The sequence below is a fragment of the Psychrobacter sp. TWR1-1-1 genome (genome assembly GCF_049895865.1).
GTDB lineage: Bacteria > Pseudomonadota > Gammaproteobacteria > Pseudomonadales > Moraxellaceae > Psychrobacter > Psychrobacter immobilis_A.
The window spans coordinates 115,569-133,480 of record NZ_JAFCTE010000002.1 but is presented as its reverse complement, the minus strand read 5'-3'; the positions used below and the strand labels follow the sequence as shown (position 1 = coordinate 133,480).

Here is a 17,912-nt window from a genome sequence, read left to right as displayed (position 1 = left end):
ATTTAAGCTCGTGCGCCAAATATGGCGCTACCAACGCGCACCATTGTCGAACCACTGGCTATCGCCTCTGTCATATCACCACTCATGCCCATGCTCAGTGTATCCCAAGTATCTAGCTCTGCATGAGCCTCTTTAATCTCATCAAATAACTGCTTGGTACGGGTAAAAGCGTCCGTACCTCCCTTAGCAGGAATAATCATCAAACCACGCAGCTGTAACCTGTCATACCCCTTGATAGCAGTTATCAAATCAGGCAGCTGTGCTGGCAGGCAGCCTGATTTGCTTTCTTCGTTATCGATATTCAACTGAATCAATACATTCAGTGGGAGCAGCTCAGCTGGGCGCTGATCATTTAGACGCTGAGCAATAATGTCACGCTCAACCGTTTGTACCCAATCGAAATGCTCAGCAATATCACGGGTCTTATTGCGCTGGATACTACCAATATAATGCCAAATAATACCTTTAGTTTCTGGCTGTCGTTTTAGCATATCGATTTTTTCGATGGCTTCTTGCAAATAATTTTCACCAAAATGCTGCTGTCCTTGCTGAGCCAAAATAGCAATCATATCAGCTGGCTTGGTCTTGGAAACTGCCAGCAACGTCACACTATCTGCTTGTCGTGCCGCATGCTCACACGCTTGAGTCATTTGCTTGCTCACTTGCTGCCAGCTCGCAATAAGATTTTGGCTATCAATGTTATTTTCTATTTCTTTCATATATTACTCACGAGAATAATTTAATCCATTTTTTAATCAGTCACTTTTAATGACTTCTATTTTTACTCACTTCTATAATGAACTTTTATTAATTAGGGTTAAACTTTATATAAATGTCTTCTAATCTAGATAAACTCAATAAGGATCGATCTATAAATCGACACTCATAATGACTAATTTTACATTTTATTGGTGTAGTAGATGGTTAATTGTCGGTAGTCTTGTTATTATATTGTTACATGGTTTAACATATGCTACTGAATATAATAGTAATGGTAAAGACCTTCGCTACTCCTTTATTAACGTGACCGACTTTAATCAGATCGTTGATCGATTGATAATCACTCCCCTTTTTTGCTCTTTTGTCCTACCCTTGTTGATTGATAGGAATATCCGATTATGGCTGAAAAAAAACAATTTAAGCATCGAAGACTTGCTGCGCTTTACGGTTAAGCATAAAGCATCAGATTTACATATTTCAGCCGGTATGCCGGCAATGATACGTGTTGATGGTGAAATGACCCGTATTAATATGCCAGAGATGACTCATAAGGTTGTGCATCAGCTTATTTATGACATCATGAATGATAAGCAGCGCGCTGACTTTGAAGAATTTTATGAGACGGATTTCTCTTTTGAGATTCCCAATCTAGCACGTTTTCGGGTAAACGCATTCAATCAAAACCGTGGGGCGGGCGCTGTCTTTCGTACCATTCCGTCCAAAGTCTTAACGATGGAAGACTTAGGGATGGGCGATGTATTTAAGCGCGTGTCAGACTTTAAGCGTGGCGTGGTATTGGTCACGGGTCCGACAGGTTCTGGTAAGTCCACAACGCTGGCTGCCATGATTGACTATATCAACGAGAGCCGTAAAGAGCATATCTTGACCATTGAAGATCCGATCGAATTTGTTCACGATTCCAAAAAGAGCTTGATTAATCAGCGTGAGGTGCACCGCGATACCTTAGGTTTCGAGCCTGCATTGCGCTCGGCCCTACGTGAGGATCCCGATGTAATTCTGGTTGGTGAGCTACGTGACCTTGAGACCATTCGCTTGGCATTAACCGCCGCAGAGACTGGTCACTTAGTATTCGGCACTCTACACACCAGTTCAGCCGCTAAGACCATTGACCGAGTCATTGATGTATTCCCCGCCGCAGAAAAAGACATGATTCGGGCGATGCTATCAGAGTCACTACAAGCCGTTATCTCACAAACGCTTTTGCGTCGTCAAGCAGGCGGACGTGTAGCCGCACATGAAATCATGCTCGGCACACCCGCTATCCGTAACTTAATACGTGAAAATAAAATCGCTCAAATGTACTCTGCTATCCAAACAGGCGCAGGTGAAGGTATGATTACACTGGATCAAACGCTCAAAAATCTAGTAGCGAAAGGCACCATTAGTAAAGACGTAGCCCGTCCTTATGCCAAACAGCCTGAGGCATTTTTGTAATATTATTCATCGTGCGTCACTGGCTTATAATGATTGGTATGTGAGTCAATAATACAAGCATTCATGAGCCATGATATGCCTTACTTTTATTCTAATGGTTATTATTAGCGATTTTTAAAACATGATTTTAAATACTTTTTTAATCGATTTACATCGAATGCAGGTACGATATGGACATTGATAAACTATTGCAGTTAATGATCAATAAAAATGGCTCGGACCTTTTTATTACCGCTGATGTAGCGCCCTCCATGAAAGTAAATGGCAAAATTCTGCCTGTCGGTAAAACGCCTTTAACCGCTGAGCAAACCATGCGATTGGTCAAAGGCGTCATGACACCCAACCAGCAAAAAGAGTTTGAAGAGACCAACGAGTGCCAATTTGCCATTGCTGATGAAGCACAGCAAGCACGTTTTCGGGTCAGTGCCTTTATACAGCGTGATATGGCAGGGATGATTTTACGGAAAATTGAGAATAAAATTCCGACTGTCGAAGAGCTACGTTTGCCGCCCGCGTTAAAAGAGCTCGCTATGAAAAAACGCGGTATCATTCTGCTAGTGGGTGCAACAGGTACAGGTAAATCAACGACTCTTGCTTCTATGATCGGACACCGTAATCAAAACTCGCACGGTCACATCATTACCATCGAAGATCCTATCGAGTTTGTCCACAAACATCGTGGTTGTATTATTACCCAGCGTGAAGTTGGTATCGATACCCATTCATTTGAGGCAGGGCTAAAAAACACGTTACGCCAAGCACCTGATGTTATTTTGATTGGTGAGATTCGTAACCGTGAAGTCATGAGCTACGCGATCCAATACGCTGAGACAGGGCATTTGGTGTTTGCAACCTTACACGCCAACAACGCCAACCAAGCGATTGACCGTATCATTCACTTTTTTGAAACCAGTCGCCACAATCAGTTATTCATGGATTTGTCGCTTAACTTGCAAGCCATTATCGCGCAGCAGCTCATTCCCACTCCTGATGGTAAAGGACGCCGTGCGGCTATCGAAATTTTGTTAAATTCACAGCTGATTAGTGACTATATCCGTAAAGGCGAGGTTCATGAAATCAAAGATGTCATGACACGATCGCGGGATAGCGGTATGCAAACCTTTGATCAGGCTCTTTTTGACTTATATGAGCAAGGAGAAATCACCTATAAAGAAGCGATTCTTCATGCTGACTCTCCTAATGATTTACGCCTAAAAATCAAACTCAGCAGTAAGAACGGCACTGCCAATCTGGATGAAGGTGCGGACAACTTATCATTAGATATCAGTTAAGCATGGCTTTTGAGCGTTGTTATTCGTTTTTGCCATAAAAACTTATAAGAAAGCCCTCATATTATTATGAGGGCTTTTCCTATTTTATACATGACGATAACCCACTAAAAACGAAATCAAAGGTAGATCATGCTCACCAATTAAAAAATTACTTGATGCTATCCCGGCACTCTTGGTCATTACAAATACCGTATAGCACCAATGAATGACCTGATAATTTAAATCCGTGCTTTTCTGCGACTTTAAGTTGCTCTTCTTCGATGACTTCGTTATGAAACTCTATAATCTTGCCACAAACGTCACAAACCAAATGGTCATGATGGCCTTCTTGGGTAATCTCAAACACCGATAAATTATTTTCGAAGTTATGACGCTCGACGATACCAGCTTGTTCAAACTGTGTCAGCACTCGGTAGACAGTCGCTAAACCCACATCCTCACCTTGCTCTATCAGTGCCTTATAAACCTCCTCAGCACTCATATGATGCAACTCTGCACTCTCCAGTAGCTCTAAAATCTTGATGCGAGGTAACGTGACTTTTAATCCCGCTTTACGTAAATCTTGATTGGTAAAAGAAGCCATAATATCCCTTCTGACTGTGACAGTCTTAGCAAATAAAGAACCAAAAATATGAGATAAATAATCGTTAACGATTATTTTTTATAGTATATGAAACATTTTAATAACAGCAGACTGGCTGATTTGACCTCATGTCCAAGCCTGTTATTTTCTATAATAATCCTAACGCAAGTCTATGAATTTAAAATATAAATAATAAAATGACTCAGGTAGCATTTGGTAAATAATGTCGTAAGTGGTAGGAAATTGCAAGTAAATGACGTATCATTTGTCCAAGATTGTCGGCCAGACTCGCATTAACAACCTCTGGCTGCGCCTAATTCATTTCTTATGAGTCATCTTACCATGATAAAGACATTAACTTTTCGTCCGTTAAGCCCTACAAGCGTATTACGCAAGATTGTCATAACCAGTATGCTTAGCGCTACTGTCGCTATGTCTGGCTGCTCATTATTGAGTGTTTATAAGATTGATTTGCCACAAGGCACTGCCATCACTCAAGCACAAGCACAAAAACTGCAAGTGGGTATGAATCAAAACCAAGTCCTTTATATCCTTGGTAGCCCAGCTATTAGAGACACCTTAGAACCTAAGCGTTGGGATTATATTTACGATTACAAAGCAGGGACAGAAGGTAGCCGCAAAGGTATTGCTGATGTCAAAAATGCCAGTCAGCACTTAATTATCTACTTTGATAATAATGGTTTGGTCAATCGTATTGAAGGTATCGAAAGCTTGCCTGCCTCATAATCAAGAACGGCAACCGGCTTTGATGATAGATGGCGCAACATCGCTTAAACTCGAGATTTATTTTTGCGCTGAGACATGGGATCAGCGCTTAAGCTGCGATATACTTCGATACGATCAAAAGGCTGCAAGCGATAGCTAAGCGGCTGTTTTTGTGCATAGATACCCACATGCCAACGCTTTGCCGTTGGCGTTGCAATATCTGCCACTTGCTCACACCAACGTGCTAACGCTGGAAATTTCACCAACCATCCTGCCTGCCTCAATGCCTCATACAAACTTGTTTCATCATTAACTTGTAGGGTTAAATAATGCTGACATTTTGCATCTTCAGCGTATGCCAAATAAACAGTCATTAGCATGGTCTGCTCAGATGACGGCGCACAATTATTATCAGATTGAACGCCATTAGCGGTTAACTCAACCACTGCATCACCCAACCTATCAGTGCCAATAACAGTGCTAGTGGCACAATCAAACGAATCGCTATTCGCCATAAGTTATAAAACGCTTCATTGCCAAAATTTAATGACTTACGCAGATGACTAATTTTCATCTGCCAACCCGCAAAGATAGACAGCAATAATACTGCTATGCTGCTAATAATCACTAACAGTCCAACCAGCCAAACAGTTGGTATGATAACGACTAACAAAAGCGCCAAGACAAAGGTTAATACCAAACTGACCAGTAGTCCAAACTTGTGTGCTAATTGCTGGATACTATAATGCAGCAAATAGCTGGCGACAAATAACACCCCTATCCAATATGATAGCTGTCCAATCGGTGGCAATACCATGCCACTAATAGATAACGCCACAACCCCAACGATCAATTGCAATATCCAAATCGGGAGTACCAATTTGGTTGCCCGATACTCACTCGGCGCACGGCTGCGAGCAGGTTTTTGCGCATTGATATTGTCTTTGTCTACCGCTGTTGCCACTTGGTTGTTTACCAAGTTTTGACCAAACCAGTATAAGCCTGTGCCTGCACCCACACTAACCAACGCTAACGCGACTGCACGCGCCCATTCATTTAAGCTGATATCAGTCATCGCAAAGTCAATATTGGGTAGGCCATTTGCCACGCCCAGCAACAAACCTATCACCATTAATCCCAGGCCAATCGGTAACGGTGCAACGCCTAATAAACTGAGTAAAACAGCAATGACCATCAGGCCAGCAGCGATCGCAAAATCTGGTATAGCAGGAGCGCTATTAAGCTCCGTCAATGCCGCCAAAATACCTGTGCTCGCGCCTGAGATTACTAACGCCGCAATCATAATAGAGACCAGCGCGGCAAGCCAACCAAAACTACGCCATATTGGGCTGGCATCTGCTTCGCGAGTAAGCTTTTGCATCCCTGCTAATGGCGCATCGACACTACGATAGGCTAAGGCAATTTCCGCATAAACAACGGGCAAGGATACCAATACCATAGCCAATAGCCAGAGTAACCAAAAGTCAATCTCACCAATGGATGCTGGTGCAAACCAACGAAACAGCAGTAACGGTAGCAATGCCGCGATAAAATAAGAAGCATAACGGATCATCATAATCTAAATCCAAACGATCTAATACCTTTCACAAAAATGAGAATAGCTAGGAAAACGAGTGTCCGTACTACGCATTGTAGACGAAACAAGTTTGACACCGCAAATCATACTCTGTGGGTTTGGTATAAAGTGAATAACGATAATTTATCATGATACAGAGCAATGATAGGCCTCTGTAAGCAGTTTTATTTTATATAGTCGATTCAATTTAGAAGAAGCACAAGGTAACCAGAAGCAAATGTATATTCAATACTTCAAGCGAGGTTAATGCAGCGACTCTTTTATAATGGAATGACTATAAGGTCTCTATAATATAAGGGATGAACAGTTATAAAAAAACCCCGAAATCGGGGTTTAATAATGAAACAATGGCTGATATATGGTCAAGTGCTTATTAATTTCAGCGAGGTAACGTGCGTTAAGCACTCGTAGCTGATACAAATGAATTAGTGAACAGCACTGATATAATCTGACAAGATACGAATATCACGATCCGACAGTTTCGATGCGACTGTCTGCATCATGCCCATATCGCCTTCTTTCGCAGCATCATTGACACGTTTTTGCTCATCACTGTCAACATCATCAACACGGCCAGCCGCACGGAAGAGTTTTAGCTGAGTTGCGATGTACTGTGCATGCTGACCACCTAAGCGTGGAAATGCCGCCCAAGTATTACCAGCAGCATCTGGACCATGACAGCCTGCACAACCGATGACACCGCGTGACTTATCACCACCTAAGAATAGCTTAGTGGCTTCTTGGTTGGTCGCAGGATTACCAAATCCAACGCCCCAAGGCGCTTGGCTAGCATAATAACCAGCAACGTTGGCTAAATCTTGCTGCGATAAATTTGCAACTTGTGATTGCATAATACCGTTCTTGCGATAACCTGCTTTAAAGTTGACCAACTGTTTGTAAAGGTATTTTACGTTTTGGCCACCCAAATTAGGCTGCGCAGGGACAACACTGACACCATCAACACCATGACAAGCAGCACAAACCGTTTCTGCAATTTGCTTACCGGCATTGACGTCGTACTCAGGAACAATAATAGCAGCTTGTACGCTGAAACTTGCAACGCATAAGCTGGCAGCAGCGATTAACTTTTTCATTGATACAAATCCTACTAGCTCGGCGTAAGCATTATTTAGAGTGATTGCACTGATAAGATACCTTATATAAACTACCCTACTATTGGTTAGGTAGGTATATGTTTTAAGGTCTTGGCCACAAGCAGTCTGAAAGTACTTACTAACATCAGGGTTTATTTTCGATTATTATAGCAAGACTTTGTAGCATTTGCCTACTTAATCGTCACATCCATCAGTTTTTCTAACACATAGACAAGTATGCCAACAAAAAACAAAAAGCGCTTACAGGCTAAAAAACCCAGCGCTTTTTTAAGTTGTTTTATAGTGTGTCGTATTGTGTTGCTTTATCGGTCAGCATCTCACTTACTCATGTACTCAATCAGCTTACGATAATCATCATCGCTACAACTGTTACAAAGACCACCAGCAGGCATCTGCGTCATACCACTTTTAACGGAATTGATAAGTGTCGGCATGCTTTTTTGTTTGATAAGCTGTTGCCATTTGGCACTATCACCTTTTTTGATGGCGTTCAGCGCCCCACTATCGTGACAGGCAGCACATGAGTTATCATAGGTGGCTGCAATATCAGCAGCATTAGCGCTAGTCATGATGGCACTACTGAGCAGTAATACCGCTCCGCTACCTACTAAAACTCGGTAGGTCTGGCTAAAAAGTGCATTGATTGAAACCATAGAACACCTCCTTTTGATGCTTCTCTCGTTTAATCAATCTTGCTATTAAACGTCGTTCGTTCAGTATATCTTATTAAACATTGTAACAATGTATGTCGTATAAATATAGATAAATATAGTTTGGCTTTGGTAACGTATGAACAAAAGCGGCAACTTGCTCTAATGAGCGCTTATTTTAATGGTATTCTGTCATTTATGTGATGCTAATCATAGTTATTTCAATAAGTAAGATAAGTAATAGTATAGAATAGTCGGTAACTTGAAATGACTGTGTTTATGACCAATAAACATTGAAAGTTATGATGAATAACTTCGTAACGATTTTTTGTCTAATGCACTGTCTTCTCGACAACCAGTTGATTAAAATTTTATAACCGTATCCAATTTCTTAAAGATTAATGAGCCATTTATGAGTACCCCGTTTACTGATGTCGCCGCCGAACATGCATTGTTCAACACTAAATCTCGTCAAAAAATTCAGCAAACTGAGTTTATGATGTCAGCACCTACTTTTCGTCTCTGCCCACCCGATATGGGCTTAGAAGTTGCCTTTGCAGGACGCTCAAACGCAGGTAAATCCTCTGCTATTAATGCCTTAACCAACCAACGCCAACTGGCACGCTCATCTAAAACGCCTGGTCGTACGCAGATGATTAACTTTTTTAGTATTGGTGATGCTGATAGACGTTTGGTGGATTTGCCAGGTTATGGCTATGCAGCCGTACCGCTTGAGATGAAAAAAGAATGGCAGGTTGAGCTAGAAGAATACTTGGTGGCGCGCTCAAGCCTTGCAGGTTTGGTACTCATGACTGATATTCGTCATCCATTGAAATTCTTTGACGAGCAAATGCTACGTTGGGCAAATGATGGTGAACTGCCGGTGCATATCTTGCTAACCAAAGCGGATAAGCTAAAGTATGGCGCATCTAAAAATGCGTTACTTAATACTCGTAAAAGACTAAAAGAACTGGGATTGAACTGTAGCATTCAGCTATTTTCAGCATTAAGAAAAGAAGGTCTTGATGAGCTGGCTGGTGTCATGGGCAATTGGTATGAGTATCAGCTTGAGGCAGACAAAATCATTGAATCCTCTTTTGCGTTACTAGAAGGCGCTGAGTTGGAAGAAGCGATTGAAAAAGACAACATCGAAAAAGGCTCTATTGAAAAGGACAGTGCTCAGAAGGATAGCACTCAAAAATAAAGAAAATAAACATTATCGCCTCCAAGTAAAAAGGGTTTATCATTATTATCGATAACCCTTTTTTTTATTATCATTTTCAGCATCTAAAAAGATTTTTATTTAAGCACCTTTATTTAAGCACCTTTATTGAAGTGCTTTTATTTAATTGCATAGTAGCTCAGCCAACGCTTGTGGCGTGTCAACCTGATAAGTGGGTTGCTGTGCGGCGAGCTCTGCAGGTGATGCTGTACCATAATTCACCGCAATACTGGTCATGCCTAGTTCCGTTGCCATTTGGATATCGTAGATACTGTCACCGATGAAAACAGCATCGGCGATTTGCTGCTGCGTATAATCCAAAATATCGGTCAACATCTGCGGGTCAGGTTTTGAGCCTGCCTCATCGGCACAGCGGGTCATCACAAAATAATGGTGGCTCTCTGAAGCATCTAATACGCGGTCTAAGCCCTTTCGCTTTTTACCGGTTGCAACCGCGAGACTTTTACCTTGGGCTTGTAGGATCTGCAACATCCCTTCTATCGGTGCAAAAAGTGGTGTACTGTGACTGTTGGCAATATAATGGTCTGCATAGCTTTGCTGAATAGCAAGCTTTTGCGTGTCATTGGCTTGCGGATACAAAATCTCAATGCCATTCATTAAGCTCAGCCCAATGATGTCTTGTACTGCTTTATCGGTCGTCTGAAAACCATGCGCCTGCCCTGCCACATGCATTGACTCAACGATTAATCCAATGGAATCCATCAGCGTCCCATCCCAATCAAAAATAATCAGAGTCTTATCCGCTAAACGATGACTGGCTGATAACTGAGTTCCTTTGGAAGCGCTAGAGATACTAGCGACAGATTGATTGCTCATAAATAGACCTTAACGAATATCAATAATAAATGGTAGATACGAAAACGTCACGGCAACTTATTAAGAAAAATAAGTGTTCGTGACGTTTAAAGTTAATGCTTAAAAATTTTATGTGGCTACTTATTCAGGCAATTTTGTTTGCTCTGGCAACCAGTCTGCCATGTCATCTGGTAGCGGTGCAGTAATAGTTTCATAGCCTGGAATGTCTAAACGCCACGCATGCAGACACAGGCGATGCACGCCTGATTTATCATGCACATTATATTTATCATCACCCAAGATAGCATGACCAATGTGAGCCAAATGCACACGGATTTGATGAGTGCGACCGGTCAGCGGTTTGGCTTCAATTAAACTAACTGGCTGATCAGCAATCATAAAACGACCATGAACGACGATATCGGTCTGGCTTTCTTTAGATTGCGGATCTTGCGCATCTACTTTGACGCGGCGTTCACCACTAGCAACTGTATAGCGTAGCAATGACGCATCAATGCGTTGCTCATTTAATGCTGGCTGACCTTTGGCGATACATAAGTAATGCTTTTGGATGGTTTTATCGACGAGATGCTGTTGCAACGCTTTTAGCGCTGAGCGTTTTTTAGAAATCATCAATAGACCTGAGGTGTCTTTATCAATGCGATGTATCAGCTCTAGGTATTTTTTACCTGTCACTTCACGCATGGCTTCGATAACACCAAAGTCCAAACCACTCCCACCGTGAACGGCGATGCCAGAAGGCTTATTCAGCACTAGCATTCCTTCGTCTTCATACACTACGCGCGCTAACAAGCTTTTAGCAAACTCAGCACTGATAATTGGTTTTTCGCGGGTAGCAAGTACCACTGGCGCGATACGTACCACGTCTTCACGCTGTACTCTATCGTGCGCTTTGCAGCGTTTATTATTGACCCGAATCTCATCTGAGCGAATCATTTTATAGATATGCGGTTTTGGCAAACCTTTTAAACGGTTCAGTAAGAAATTATCCAAGCGCTGATCGTGTTGATGGCGGGTTACTTCAAGATAATTTACCTTACCAAAGTTGCTGATTTCATCATCAGCGCTTTGCGGGCGTGTTTTACTATTAAAAATAGCAGGGGCTTCATGGGTAGGTGCGTCGTCAGTCATTTTTGGCTTCGTCATTTTTAGTTAGGTATTTACAGAAAGATTTGCTATAGTTTAGCATGTTGAGCGACAATTAAGCAGAGACTGCAGCAATAATCATTGTTGTTGTTCTAAATAGCGCATTACCATTTTTACGAACTTTTAGTGAAAAGGTATTAGCAGTATACCCTGCCAACATTGTATGTTTAATCGGATTTTAGGGCGCAGTATCTGTTTAGAAATATCACTTGTAGATATTTATAGATATGTCCCCATAAATTGTAAAATGAAAGTATCGTACTGACTTTACTCAGTACCATAGAATAAATAGTGACACTAAATACCTTTGTGTTCATAAATTCAGTGTTGATAAGTTTGGCTAAATGCCTGTTTATTGACCGATAATGACACTACATTGACTCACAACCTGCATGACAACGACTTTATTTGATAATTATTCATGATTTAATGACTGGTTATTGGCGGTCTTTTACGCAAGTGTAGTTGAGCAAGTATGGGTTGTTTAGCATTAGGATCGAGAAGTATATCGATAGCTGCCTACGTATTGGTGGTCAAACAGATAACGATAAAAAAGATATGAATACAGCACCACACCGATAGTTTGGTCATTTATTCTGTTTGCCAAGTACGCCCCGCTGATCACCGGAGCCGCGACACCTAACCGTAAAACACCCAAGATATTATTGACGTTATACCAGAAAGAACGATAAATAAAGAGTGACCAATTGCTTTACCTAAACAAATAATTGCTGAATATCACCATTTCATATAATGGTATTTATAACAGCGATATTATTGCTAGACTTTGATGGATGGATTGCAGCAGCACAACGCCTTTTGAATATCAGTATATTGAATCTCGTCACTGCCCGTCGCCTGCTCTTACAAAGTAAGCTGGCATGACTACCAATAAAGCTTGCTGATAGTAAAACTGAATCGCATGCTGACGCATTAATATTTGTACCAAGCCTATCAATAATAGGATATAAATAGATAGCCTTACACCCTATAAATTTTATATTTACGTTAGTTCTGCTAACACGCTTTAGGTAAAAAACAAGCCATTGACAAAGCCCAAGTGCTTTATTAACCCATGATTTACGTTCTATCGTTGATTAACATCTGCCCATGCTAATTTAAATGTTAGCCATACTTGCCATTGCGCTCTAAAGCCCGTCTCGTCGTTGTTATGCGTACTCATAGGATACAAATATGAAACGCATTTTGATCAACGCTACTCAAAACGAAGAAATTCGTGTCGCCTTATGTAAAGGCAATCATCTTTACGATTTCGATCTTGAAAACCGTACTCGTGAACAAAAAAAATCCAATATATATAAAGGTCATGTGACCCGTGTCGAGCCATCGCTTGAAGCGGTGTTTGTCGAATATGGCTCACAGCGCCAAGGTTTTTTACCCATTCGTGAAATCTCTGCTGAATACTTAAGCGGTAATCCACGTGACGAAAACATCAAAAAACTGATCAAAGAAGGCGATGAATTAATCGTCCAAGTCGAAAAAGAGGAGCGCGGCAATAAAGGCGCTGCCCTATCGACTTATGTCTCTTTAGCAGGTCGCTATTTGGTATTGATGCCAAATAACCCTCGTGGCGGCGGTATCTCACGTCAAATTTCAGGCAAACTTCGTGAAGACATGAAGCGTATGCTAAGCAATCTTGATTTACCAAAAGGTATGAGTGTCATCATTCGTACCGCGGGTATTGGTAAAACTCAAGAGGACTTACAGCACGATTTAAACCACTTGCTGAATATCTGGCAAGCTATTCAAGAACAAAATCAAAAATACCCTTCACCGCGCTTGGTACATCAAGAAGCAGGCGTCGTAACCCGTGCTGTCCGTGATTATCTACGTGATGATATCGCTGAGATTTGGATTGATAATGAAAACGCTTATATCGAAGCCGCTGGCTTCATCGATGCGGTTATGCCAAAGCAAGCAGAAAAGCTACGCAAATATACTGACTATGAGCCCATGTTTTCGCGCTTTAATATCGAAAAGCAAATCGAAACTGCGTATCAGCGTGAAGTGCGTCTGCCATCAGGCGGCTCAATCGTTATTGATCAAACGGAAGCACTAGTCTCTATTGATATCAACTCAGCCAAGTCGACCAAAGGTTCAGACGTTGCCGAAACTGCGTATCATACCAACCTTGAAGCAGCCGATGAAATTGCCCGTCAGCTACGTTTGCGTGATATGGGTGGTTTGATTGTCATTGATTTTATTGATATGAATGACAATAAGCATCAAAAAGAAGTCGAAAAACGTCTGATTGATGCCACTAAATATGATCGTGCACGTGTGCAATTTGGTGATATTTCTAAGTTTGGTTTGATGGAGATGAGCCGTCAGCGTCTACGTCCTTCACTAGAAGAATCAACCGGCTATATCTGCCCACGCTGCCATGGTAACGGCATGATTCGCGATTTGCGCTCATTGTCACTATCAATTATGCGTCAGATTGAACAAATCGCGCTAAAAGAGCGTCAAGGCGAAGTACAAGCAGAAGTTCCAACAGATATCGCCGCCTTCTTATTAAACGAAAAACGTGATGCTTTAGTTTATCTTGAGCAAGACAGTGGCACGCGTATCACTATTTTGCCACACGCGCATTTAGAGTCGCCTAACTTTAAACTACACTTTAACCGTGATGGCTTTGCGCCTTCAAGTTATGAGCGTATTACGGATACAGCCCAAGAACATAGCGATTTGGGTTATGAAGTTGACTGGCAAACGGCTGAAAAAGAGCGTCCAGAGCAACAGCCAACGCGCCAGCCACGTCAAATAGCGAGCAATGATACTGCTAGCCAATCAAACAAACCGACCAGTACAGCTGAGCATAGTAAACACAGTAACGACCATCGTAACAATAAAAATACGACCAACGTTTCATCGGCGCGCGCGCCACAAGCAAACAACAACCAGAGTGTGGCAGCCCCTGCCCCTGTTGCTCCAGTAGCAGCAACTACAGCTCCTGCACATGTTGAGACAGCAGCTCAGCCACAAGCAGTGGCGTGGTTATCAAACTTATTTGCGCAAGCACCACAAGCCTCAACGACGCCTAGCGTCAGTAGTCATGATGCAGCGGAAGCCATTGAAGCACTAGTAAATAATGGCGCACAAAGCTTAGGCTCATTTGGACAAGTGGATAGCAGTGCCCTGAGTAATACATCAACGGGTGCATCGAACAATGTACCAGCAAATCAGCAGAACAGTCAGAAAAATAACGAACAACCGTCCGACAACAATGCCAATCGTCAACAAGCGCGTCGTAGCTCAGACAGCGACACCGATGATGATAGCGGTAATGAAGATAGAAGAAGACGTAAGCCACGTAAATCTAGATCTTCTAAACCTCGTCAAAGAAAAGATCAGGCAGAAGAGTCGAGCAATGAAGTAAGCGGCGATACCGAGAACAATACCTCAAATAATACGGCAAATAACGCTGATGACAAGCAGGCTGACAATCAAAACAAACGTCAGCAGGATACCAGACGCGCGAATGAGCGTAACCGTAACAATCGTCAAGACAATAACCAGCAAAACAGCAGTCGTCAAGACAGTAGCCACCATGCAAACGAGCGCAATGATGATGCTGATAAAGACAGTCATACGGCAGATGAGCAAACTCGTGCGAAGCGTAAATCGCATAGCCAACGCGGTTCACGTGGCAAGTTAGAGCGCGGCGAGACACTAACAGCTGAAAATATTAAGCAACCCAATCAGCAAGCGACGACAGGTGCGAACAGCCGAAAAAATCACTCTAACACGCGTCGAAATCAAGATCCTAATGAAGTCGTGCTACAGGTCAATGAAGCAGCCATTGAGCTGAAATCGCCAGAAGTCGTGCACTTGTCTCTAGATAACAGTAAGTCTACACAGACAAAACCTCAGTCTACTGAAAGGCAAAAGTCAGCGAATGATGTTAATAAAGAAAGCATTACAAAAGAAGCTAGTACACAGCAAAGTGATAATCAGCAGAGTAATGACAAAAAAATTGCTCCTGAAACAGCTGCTGTGAAGGGTAACGAAGAAGGCACTGTAGCAATTCATGATGTTAATGTTGATGATGTTAACGTTAGCACCACTGAGGACAAGGGACAAAATAATGCCCCGAAAACAGACAGTAATGCTACTGACAAAAAACCTGCCGTAGATGAGCAACCAACATCTAACAGCGTTACCAAAGACCAAACTGACCATTCAAAATCTGTGGATACTGACGTGGACAGTGTAGCAATAACGCCAAAGCAGCCAGAATCAGAATCGACAGAAAAAGCGAATAGTGACACTGTTGACGCTATCGACAGTGACGCCGATGTTAGCAATGCTAATGACAGTCATAGCGCAAATGATAAGAAAAACTCAGCACTGGCACTAACGCACGAAGCATTATTTGCCAAACGCTACGTGACTGCTGAGAAGTTTGGTCAGGCTAGTAATGATCCACGTGTGGTTCGTAGTCAGCAAGCACAATCATCTCAACAACCACCAGTAGCTGAGCCTGCAGTGGTAAGCCCATCGACTATTCGTGGCACCGTTGGTGATTTTGTTCGTAAAGCATTAACAGATGCAGAAAGTCGTTTGAAAAATGACGGTGTCATTAGTTGCTTTATTGCTGCTATCGATGCACATACGCAGCAAGCAAAATCAGCTAACAAATCAGCCAACATTGAAACGAGCGTCACACCGACTGCTGATACTAACGTTGAGGACAGCAATTTCGACTTTAGCAACTATGGCTATCAGCCATTGGCGGCAGCTTACCTGACGCGCTTTGAAACGATGACACAAGCGGTCAGTCAGTTTGCGGCAACGCAAGGTAAAACACACGTCGAACCACGCGCCATTGGTAAGCGTGCTGGCAACGATCCACGTGGTCAACATCCTAGTTATCAGGAGCCCGCAGTGTTGAGTCTACCGACCGAACAAGCGGCTGATACTGAGCAAGCGGTTATTGAACATGATGATAACAATGTGGATGCTCATGATGTTGAGGCAAATGCGCTAGCCAATCAAGCTCAGGCTGATAATATCAGTGCTCATAGCGAACAGCTCCTAGAAGTAGATCAGGCCCTAGCAGAAGCAACTAACGAGCCGTCGAATGAAGGCACTGTTATTGCTGAGCGCGTAGCAGCTGAAAAGACTGATGGGGCACATGACGATAGCGAAGCTGCTGACATTGAAGAGACTAATACTCAAGAAGCTGACGTTGAAAAAATTAAGCCAGCAGATGAGCCTAAGGTAGAGCAACCTATCAATACCAAAGAAGCGGGCAAAGACGACAGTCAGGCGGCTAAGTCTAAAACGACGATTGCCAGTTATAAAAACATGATCGAGAATGTGGCTGAGCAGTTGCTACCACAGACAGGTATGTTTAATCTGACCACGCCAAAAGTTCCGAAGGCACGCAGTCGCAAGCCTAAAACGGATCATAAAAAGCCCACGCAAGCTGAAAAGCTAGAAGCTGATGACTCAGATAGCGAAAGCTAATCGTATAACGCCCAACGCAAAAGCCCCAAAGTTGTCAGCAACTTTGGGGCTTTTTTACGAAATAAAATGACAAAAAATATAAAGCTAGAGCACATGTAACCGACTTAGTGTGCAGATGACGCTGTGTCGTCCTTTCCACGAATTTTACTAATAACTGTGAAGATAGCCACAACCGCAGCGCCAATGATAAAACCAATGACGCCGTTTAATACCGTTGTCGTTAAGCTTTCAAAGATACCCGTTAAATCAGCGATATCCTCTACTCCATGATGTAAAAAGCCGATACCGTGTACTAAGATACCACCGCCTACTAAAAACATTGCCAACGTGCCAGCGATAGATAGAAACTTCATCAGTTTTGGTGCCGCTGCAAACATTACCTTACCCAGTTTTTGCTTGAACGCCCCTTCTTGTTCCATTAAATGCAGACCTGCATCGTCTATTTTCACGATACCAGCGACCAAGCCATAAATACCAATCGTAATACCGATGGCTAAAATAGACAGCACCAAGCTTCGTTCTAATAAAGTGGCGCTTGCCGTTGATCCCAAGGCAATCACGATAATCTCAGCTGACAGAATAAAATCCGTACGTACTGCACCTTTGATCTTTTCTTTTTCAAAAGCGACCAAATCTATAGTCTCATCAGCGTTGGCTTTTCGACGCGCTTCTTGCTCTTCATCATGCGGCAAAGCATGCGGCCAAAAACGGTGAATGACTTTTTCAGCACCTTCATAAACCAAAAACAAACCACCACACATTAATAAAAAAGTGACCAGCGGTGGATAAACAGCACTAATCAAGAGTGCCGCTGGTACTAGAATAAGTTTATTAATAAATGAGCCTTTGGCGACCGCCCAGACCACTGGTAGCTCACGATTGGCTTTGACACCCGTGACCTGTTCTGCGTTGAGCGCCAAGTCATCGCCCAATACACCAGCGGTTTTTTTAGCAGCGACTTTGGTCATGACGGAAACATCATCCAATATCACACTGATATCATCAAGTAGGGTTAATAAACTGGCACCTGCCATGTGTGCTCCTTAGCAAAAATTTATTGAAATAAAGGGTTAAAA

Annotated in this window: 14 protein-coding genes; 5 read left to right on the top strand and 9 right to left on the bottom strand. The window is 42.5% G+C overall.

Going from position 1 to position 17,912, the window contains the following annotated elements:
* Positions 1-2 precede the first annotated feature (2 nt).
* The gene (locus tag ACP69U_RS02655; RefSeq protein ID WP_372814661.1) at positions 3-719 is read right to left on the bottom strand and encodes a YggS family pyridoxal phosphate-dependent enzyme; all 717 of its coding nucleotides are present in this window, start codon (positions 717-719) and stop codon (positions 3-5) included.
* Between the two features lie 403 nt (positions 720-1,122).
* Here ACP69U_RS02655 and ACP69U_RS02650 point away from each other — a divergent pair, with 403 nt between their 5' ends.
* Together ACP69U_RS02650 and ACP69U_RS02645 are read left to right on the top strand one after the other, a co-directional pair.
* Entirely contained in the window at positions 1,123-2,175 is a 1,053-nt protein-coding gene (locus ACP69U_RS02650; protein WP_426137851.1) for a type IV pilus twitching motility protein PilT, read from the top strand.
* Positions 2,176-2,345: 170 nt separating this feature from the next.
* Positions 2,346-3,467, top strand: coding sequence for a PilT/PilU family type 4a pilus ATPase (locus tag ACP69U_RS02645; RefSeq protein ID WP_055123483.1), 1,122 nt, complete (start codon positions 2,346-2,348; stop codon positions 3,465-3,467).
* 148 nt (positions 3,468-3,615) lie between these two features.
* On the opposite strand, the gene fur is transcribed toward ACP69U_RS02645, so the two are convergent.
* Positions 3,616-4,050, bottom strand: a complete 435-nt coding sequence (gene fur, locus ACP69U_RS02640) for a ferric iron uptake transcriptional regulator (RefSeq protein WP_045443492.1) — start codon at positions 4,048-4,050, stop codon at positions 3,616-3,618.
* Positions 4,051-4,377: 327 nt separating this feature from the next.
* On the opposite strand from fur, the gene ACP69U_RS02635 reads away from it, so the two are divergent.
* Positions 4,378-4,797, top strand: coding sequence for an outer membrane protein assembly factor BamE (locus tag ACP69U_RS02635; RefSeq protein ID WP_045443819.1), 420 nt, complete (start codon positions 4,378-4,380; stop codon positions 4,795-4,797).
* 44 nt (positions 4,798-4,841) lie between these two features.
* Here the strand turns inward: ACP69U_RS02635 and ACP69U_RS02630 are convergent, their stop codons facing one another.
* The 4 genes from ACP69U_RS02630 to ACP69U_RS02615 form a co-directional block, all read right to left on the bottom strand.
* Positions 4,842-5,222: an RnfH family protein gene (locus ACP69U_RS02630; RefSeq protein ID WP_045455380.1), complete on the bottom strand. Its 381-nt coding sequence runs from the start codon at positions 5,220-5,222 to the stop codon at positions 4,842-4,844.
* Entirely contained in the window at positions 5,210-6,352 is a 1,143-nt protein-coding gene (locus tag ACP69U_RS02625) for a hypothetical protein (RefSeq protein WP_426137745.1), read from the bottom strand. The genes ACP69U_RS02630 and ACP69U_RS02625 overlap by 13 nt, the downstream gene beginning before the upstream one ends.
* A 446-nt stretch (positions 6,353-6,798) precedes the next feature.
* Positions 6,799-7,467 (bottom strand): c-type cytochrome, encoded by a 669-nt coding sequence (locus tag ACP69U_RS02620; RefSeq protein ID WP_045443487.1) that lies wholly within the window; start codon positions 7,465-7,467, stop codon positions 6,799-6,801.
* Positions 7,468-7,805: 338 nt separating this feature from the next.
* Positions 7,806-8,141, bottom strand: a complete 336-nt coding sequence (locus ACP69U_RS02615; protein ID WP_109592356.1) for a c-type cytochrome — start codon at positions 8,139-8,141, stop codon at positions 7,806-7,808.
* Between the two features lie 409 nt (positions 8,142-8,550).
* On the opposite strand from ACP69U_RS02615, the gene yihA reads away from it, so the two are divergent.
* On the top strand, positions 8,551-9,342 hold the full coding sequence (yihA, locus tag ACP69U_RS02610) for a ribosome biogenesis GTP-binding protein YihA/YsxC (protein ID WP_193007119.1): 792 nt from the start codon (positions 8,551-8,553) through the stop codon (positions 9,340-9,342).
* A 141-nt stretch (positions 9,343-9,483) separates the two neighbouring features.
* On the opposite strand, the gene ACP69U_RS02605 is transcribed toward yihA, so the two are convergent.
* Entirely contained in the window at positions 9,484-10,197 is a 714-nt protein-coding gene (locus tag ACP69U_RS02605; RefSeq protein WP_426137744.1) for an HAD-IA family hydrolase, read from the bottom strand.
* A gap of 120 nt (positions 10,198-10,317) precedes the next feature.
* A complete protein-coding gene (locus tag ACP69U_RS02600) occupies positions 10,318-11,328 on the bottom strand; it encodes an RluA family pseudouridine synthase (RefSeq protein WP_055123488.1) in 1,011 nt (336 codons plus the stop codon).
* A 1,209-nt stretch (positions 11,329-12,537) separates the two neighbouring features.
* Between ACP69U_RS02600 and ACP69U_RS02595 the strand changes: the two genes are divergently transcribed.
* Positions 12,538-16,836, top strand: coding sequence for an Rne/Rng family ribonuclease (locus tag ACP69U_RS02595; protein ID WP_426137743.1), 4,299 nt, complete (start codon positions 12,538-12,540; stop codon positions 16,834-16,836).
* Between the two features lie 104 nt (positions 16,837-16,940).
* On the opposite strand, the gene ACP69U_RS02590 is transcribed toward ACP69U_RS02595, so the two are convergent.
* Positions 16,941-17,870: a DUF808 domain-containing protein gene (locus tag ACP69U_RS02590; RefSeq protein ID WP_426137742.1), complete on the bottom strand. Its 930-nt coding sequence runs from the start codon at positions 17,868-17,870 to the stop codon at positions 16,941-16,943.
* Positions 17,871-17,912: the final 42 nt, after the last annotated feature.

Coding starts and splice junctions, on each gene's coding strand:
- fur (WP_045443492.1), bottom strand. CDS start 4,050: ATGGCTTCTTTTACCAATCAAGATTTACGTAAAGCGGGATTAAAAGTC.
- ACP69U_RS02620 (WP_045443487.1), bottom strand. CDS start 7,467: ATGAAAAAGTTAATCGCTGCTGCCAGCTTATGCGTTGCAAGTTTCAGC.
- ACP69U_RS02655 (WP_372814661.1), bottom strand. CDS start 719: ATGAAAGAAATAGAAAATAACATTGATAGCCAAAATCTTATTGCGAGC.
- ACP69U_RS02595 (WP_426137743.1), top strand. CDS start 12,538: ATGAAACGCATTTTGATCAACGCTACTCAAAACGAAGAAATTCGTGTC.
- ACP69U_RS02600 (WP_055123488.1), bottom strand. CDS start 11,328: ATGACTGACGACGCACCTACCCATGAAGCCCCTGCTATTTTTAATAGT.
- ACP69U_RS02625 (WP_426137745.1), bottom strand. CDS start 6,352: ATGATGATCCGTTATGCTTCTTATTTTATCGCGGCATTGCTACCGTTA.
- ACP69U_RS02615 (WP_109592356.1), bottom strand. CDS start 8,141: ATGGTTTCAATCAATGCACTTTTTAGCCAGACCTACCGAGTTTTAGTA.
- ACP69U_RS02605 (WP_426137744.1), bottom strand. CDS start 10,197: ATGAGCAATCAATCTGTCGCTAGTATCTCTAGCGCTTCCAAAGGAACT.
- yihA (WP_193007119.1), top strand. CDS start 8,551: ATGAGTACCCCGTTTACTGATGTCGCCGCCGAACATGCATTGTTCAAC.
- ACP69U_RS02645 (WP_055123483.1), top strand. CDS start 2,346: ATGGACATTGATAAACTATTGCAGTTAATGATCAATAAAAATGGCTCG.
- ACP69U_RS02635 (WP_045443819.1), top strand. CDS start 4,378: ATGAGTCATCTTACCATGATAAAGACATTAACTTTTCGTCCGTTAAGC.
- ACP69U_RS02590 (WP_426137742.1), bottom strand. CDS start 17,870: ATGGCAGGTGCCAGTTTATTAACCCTACTTGATGATATCAGTGTGATA.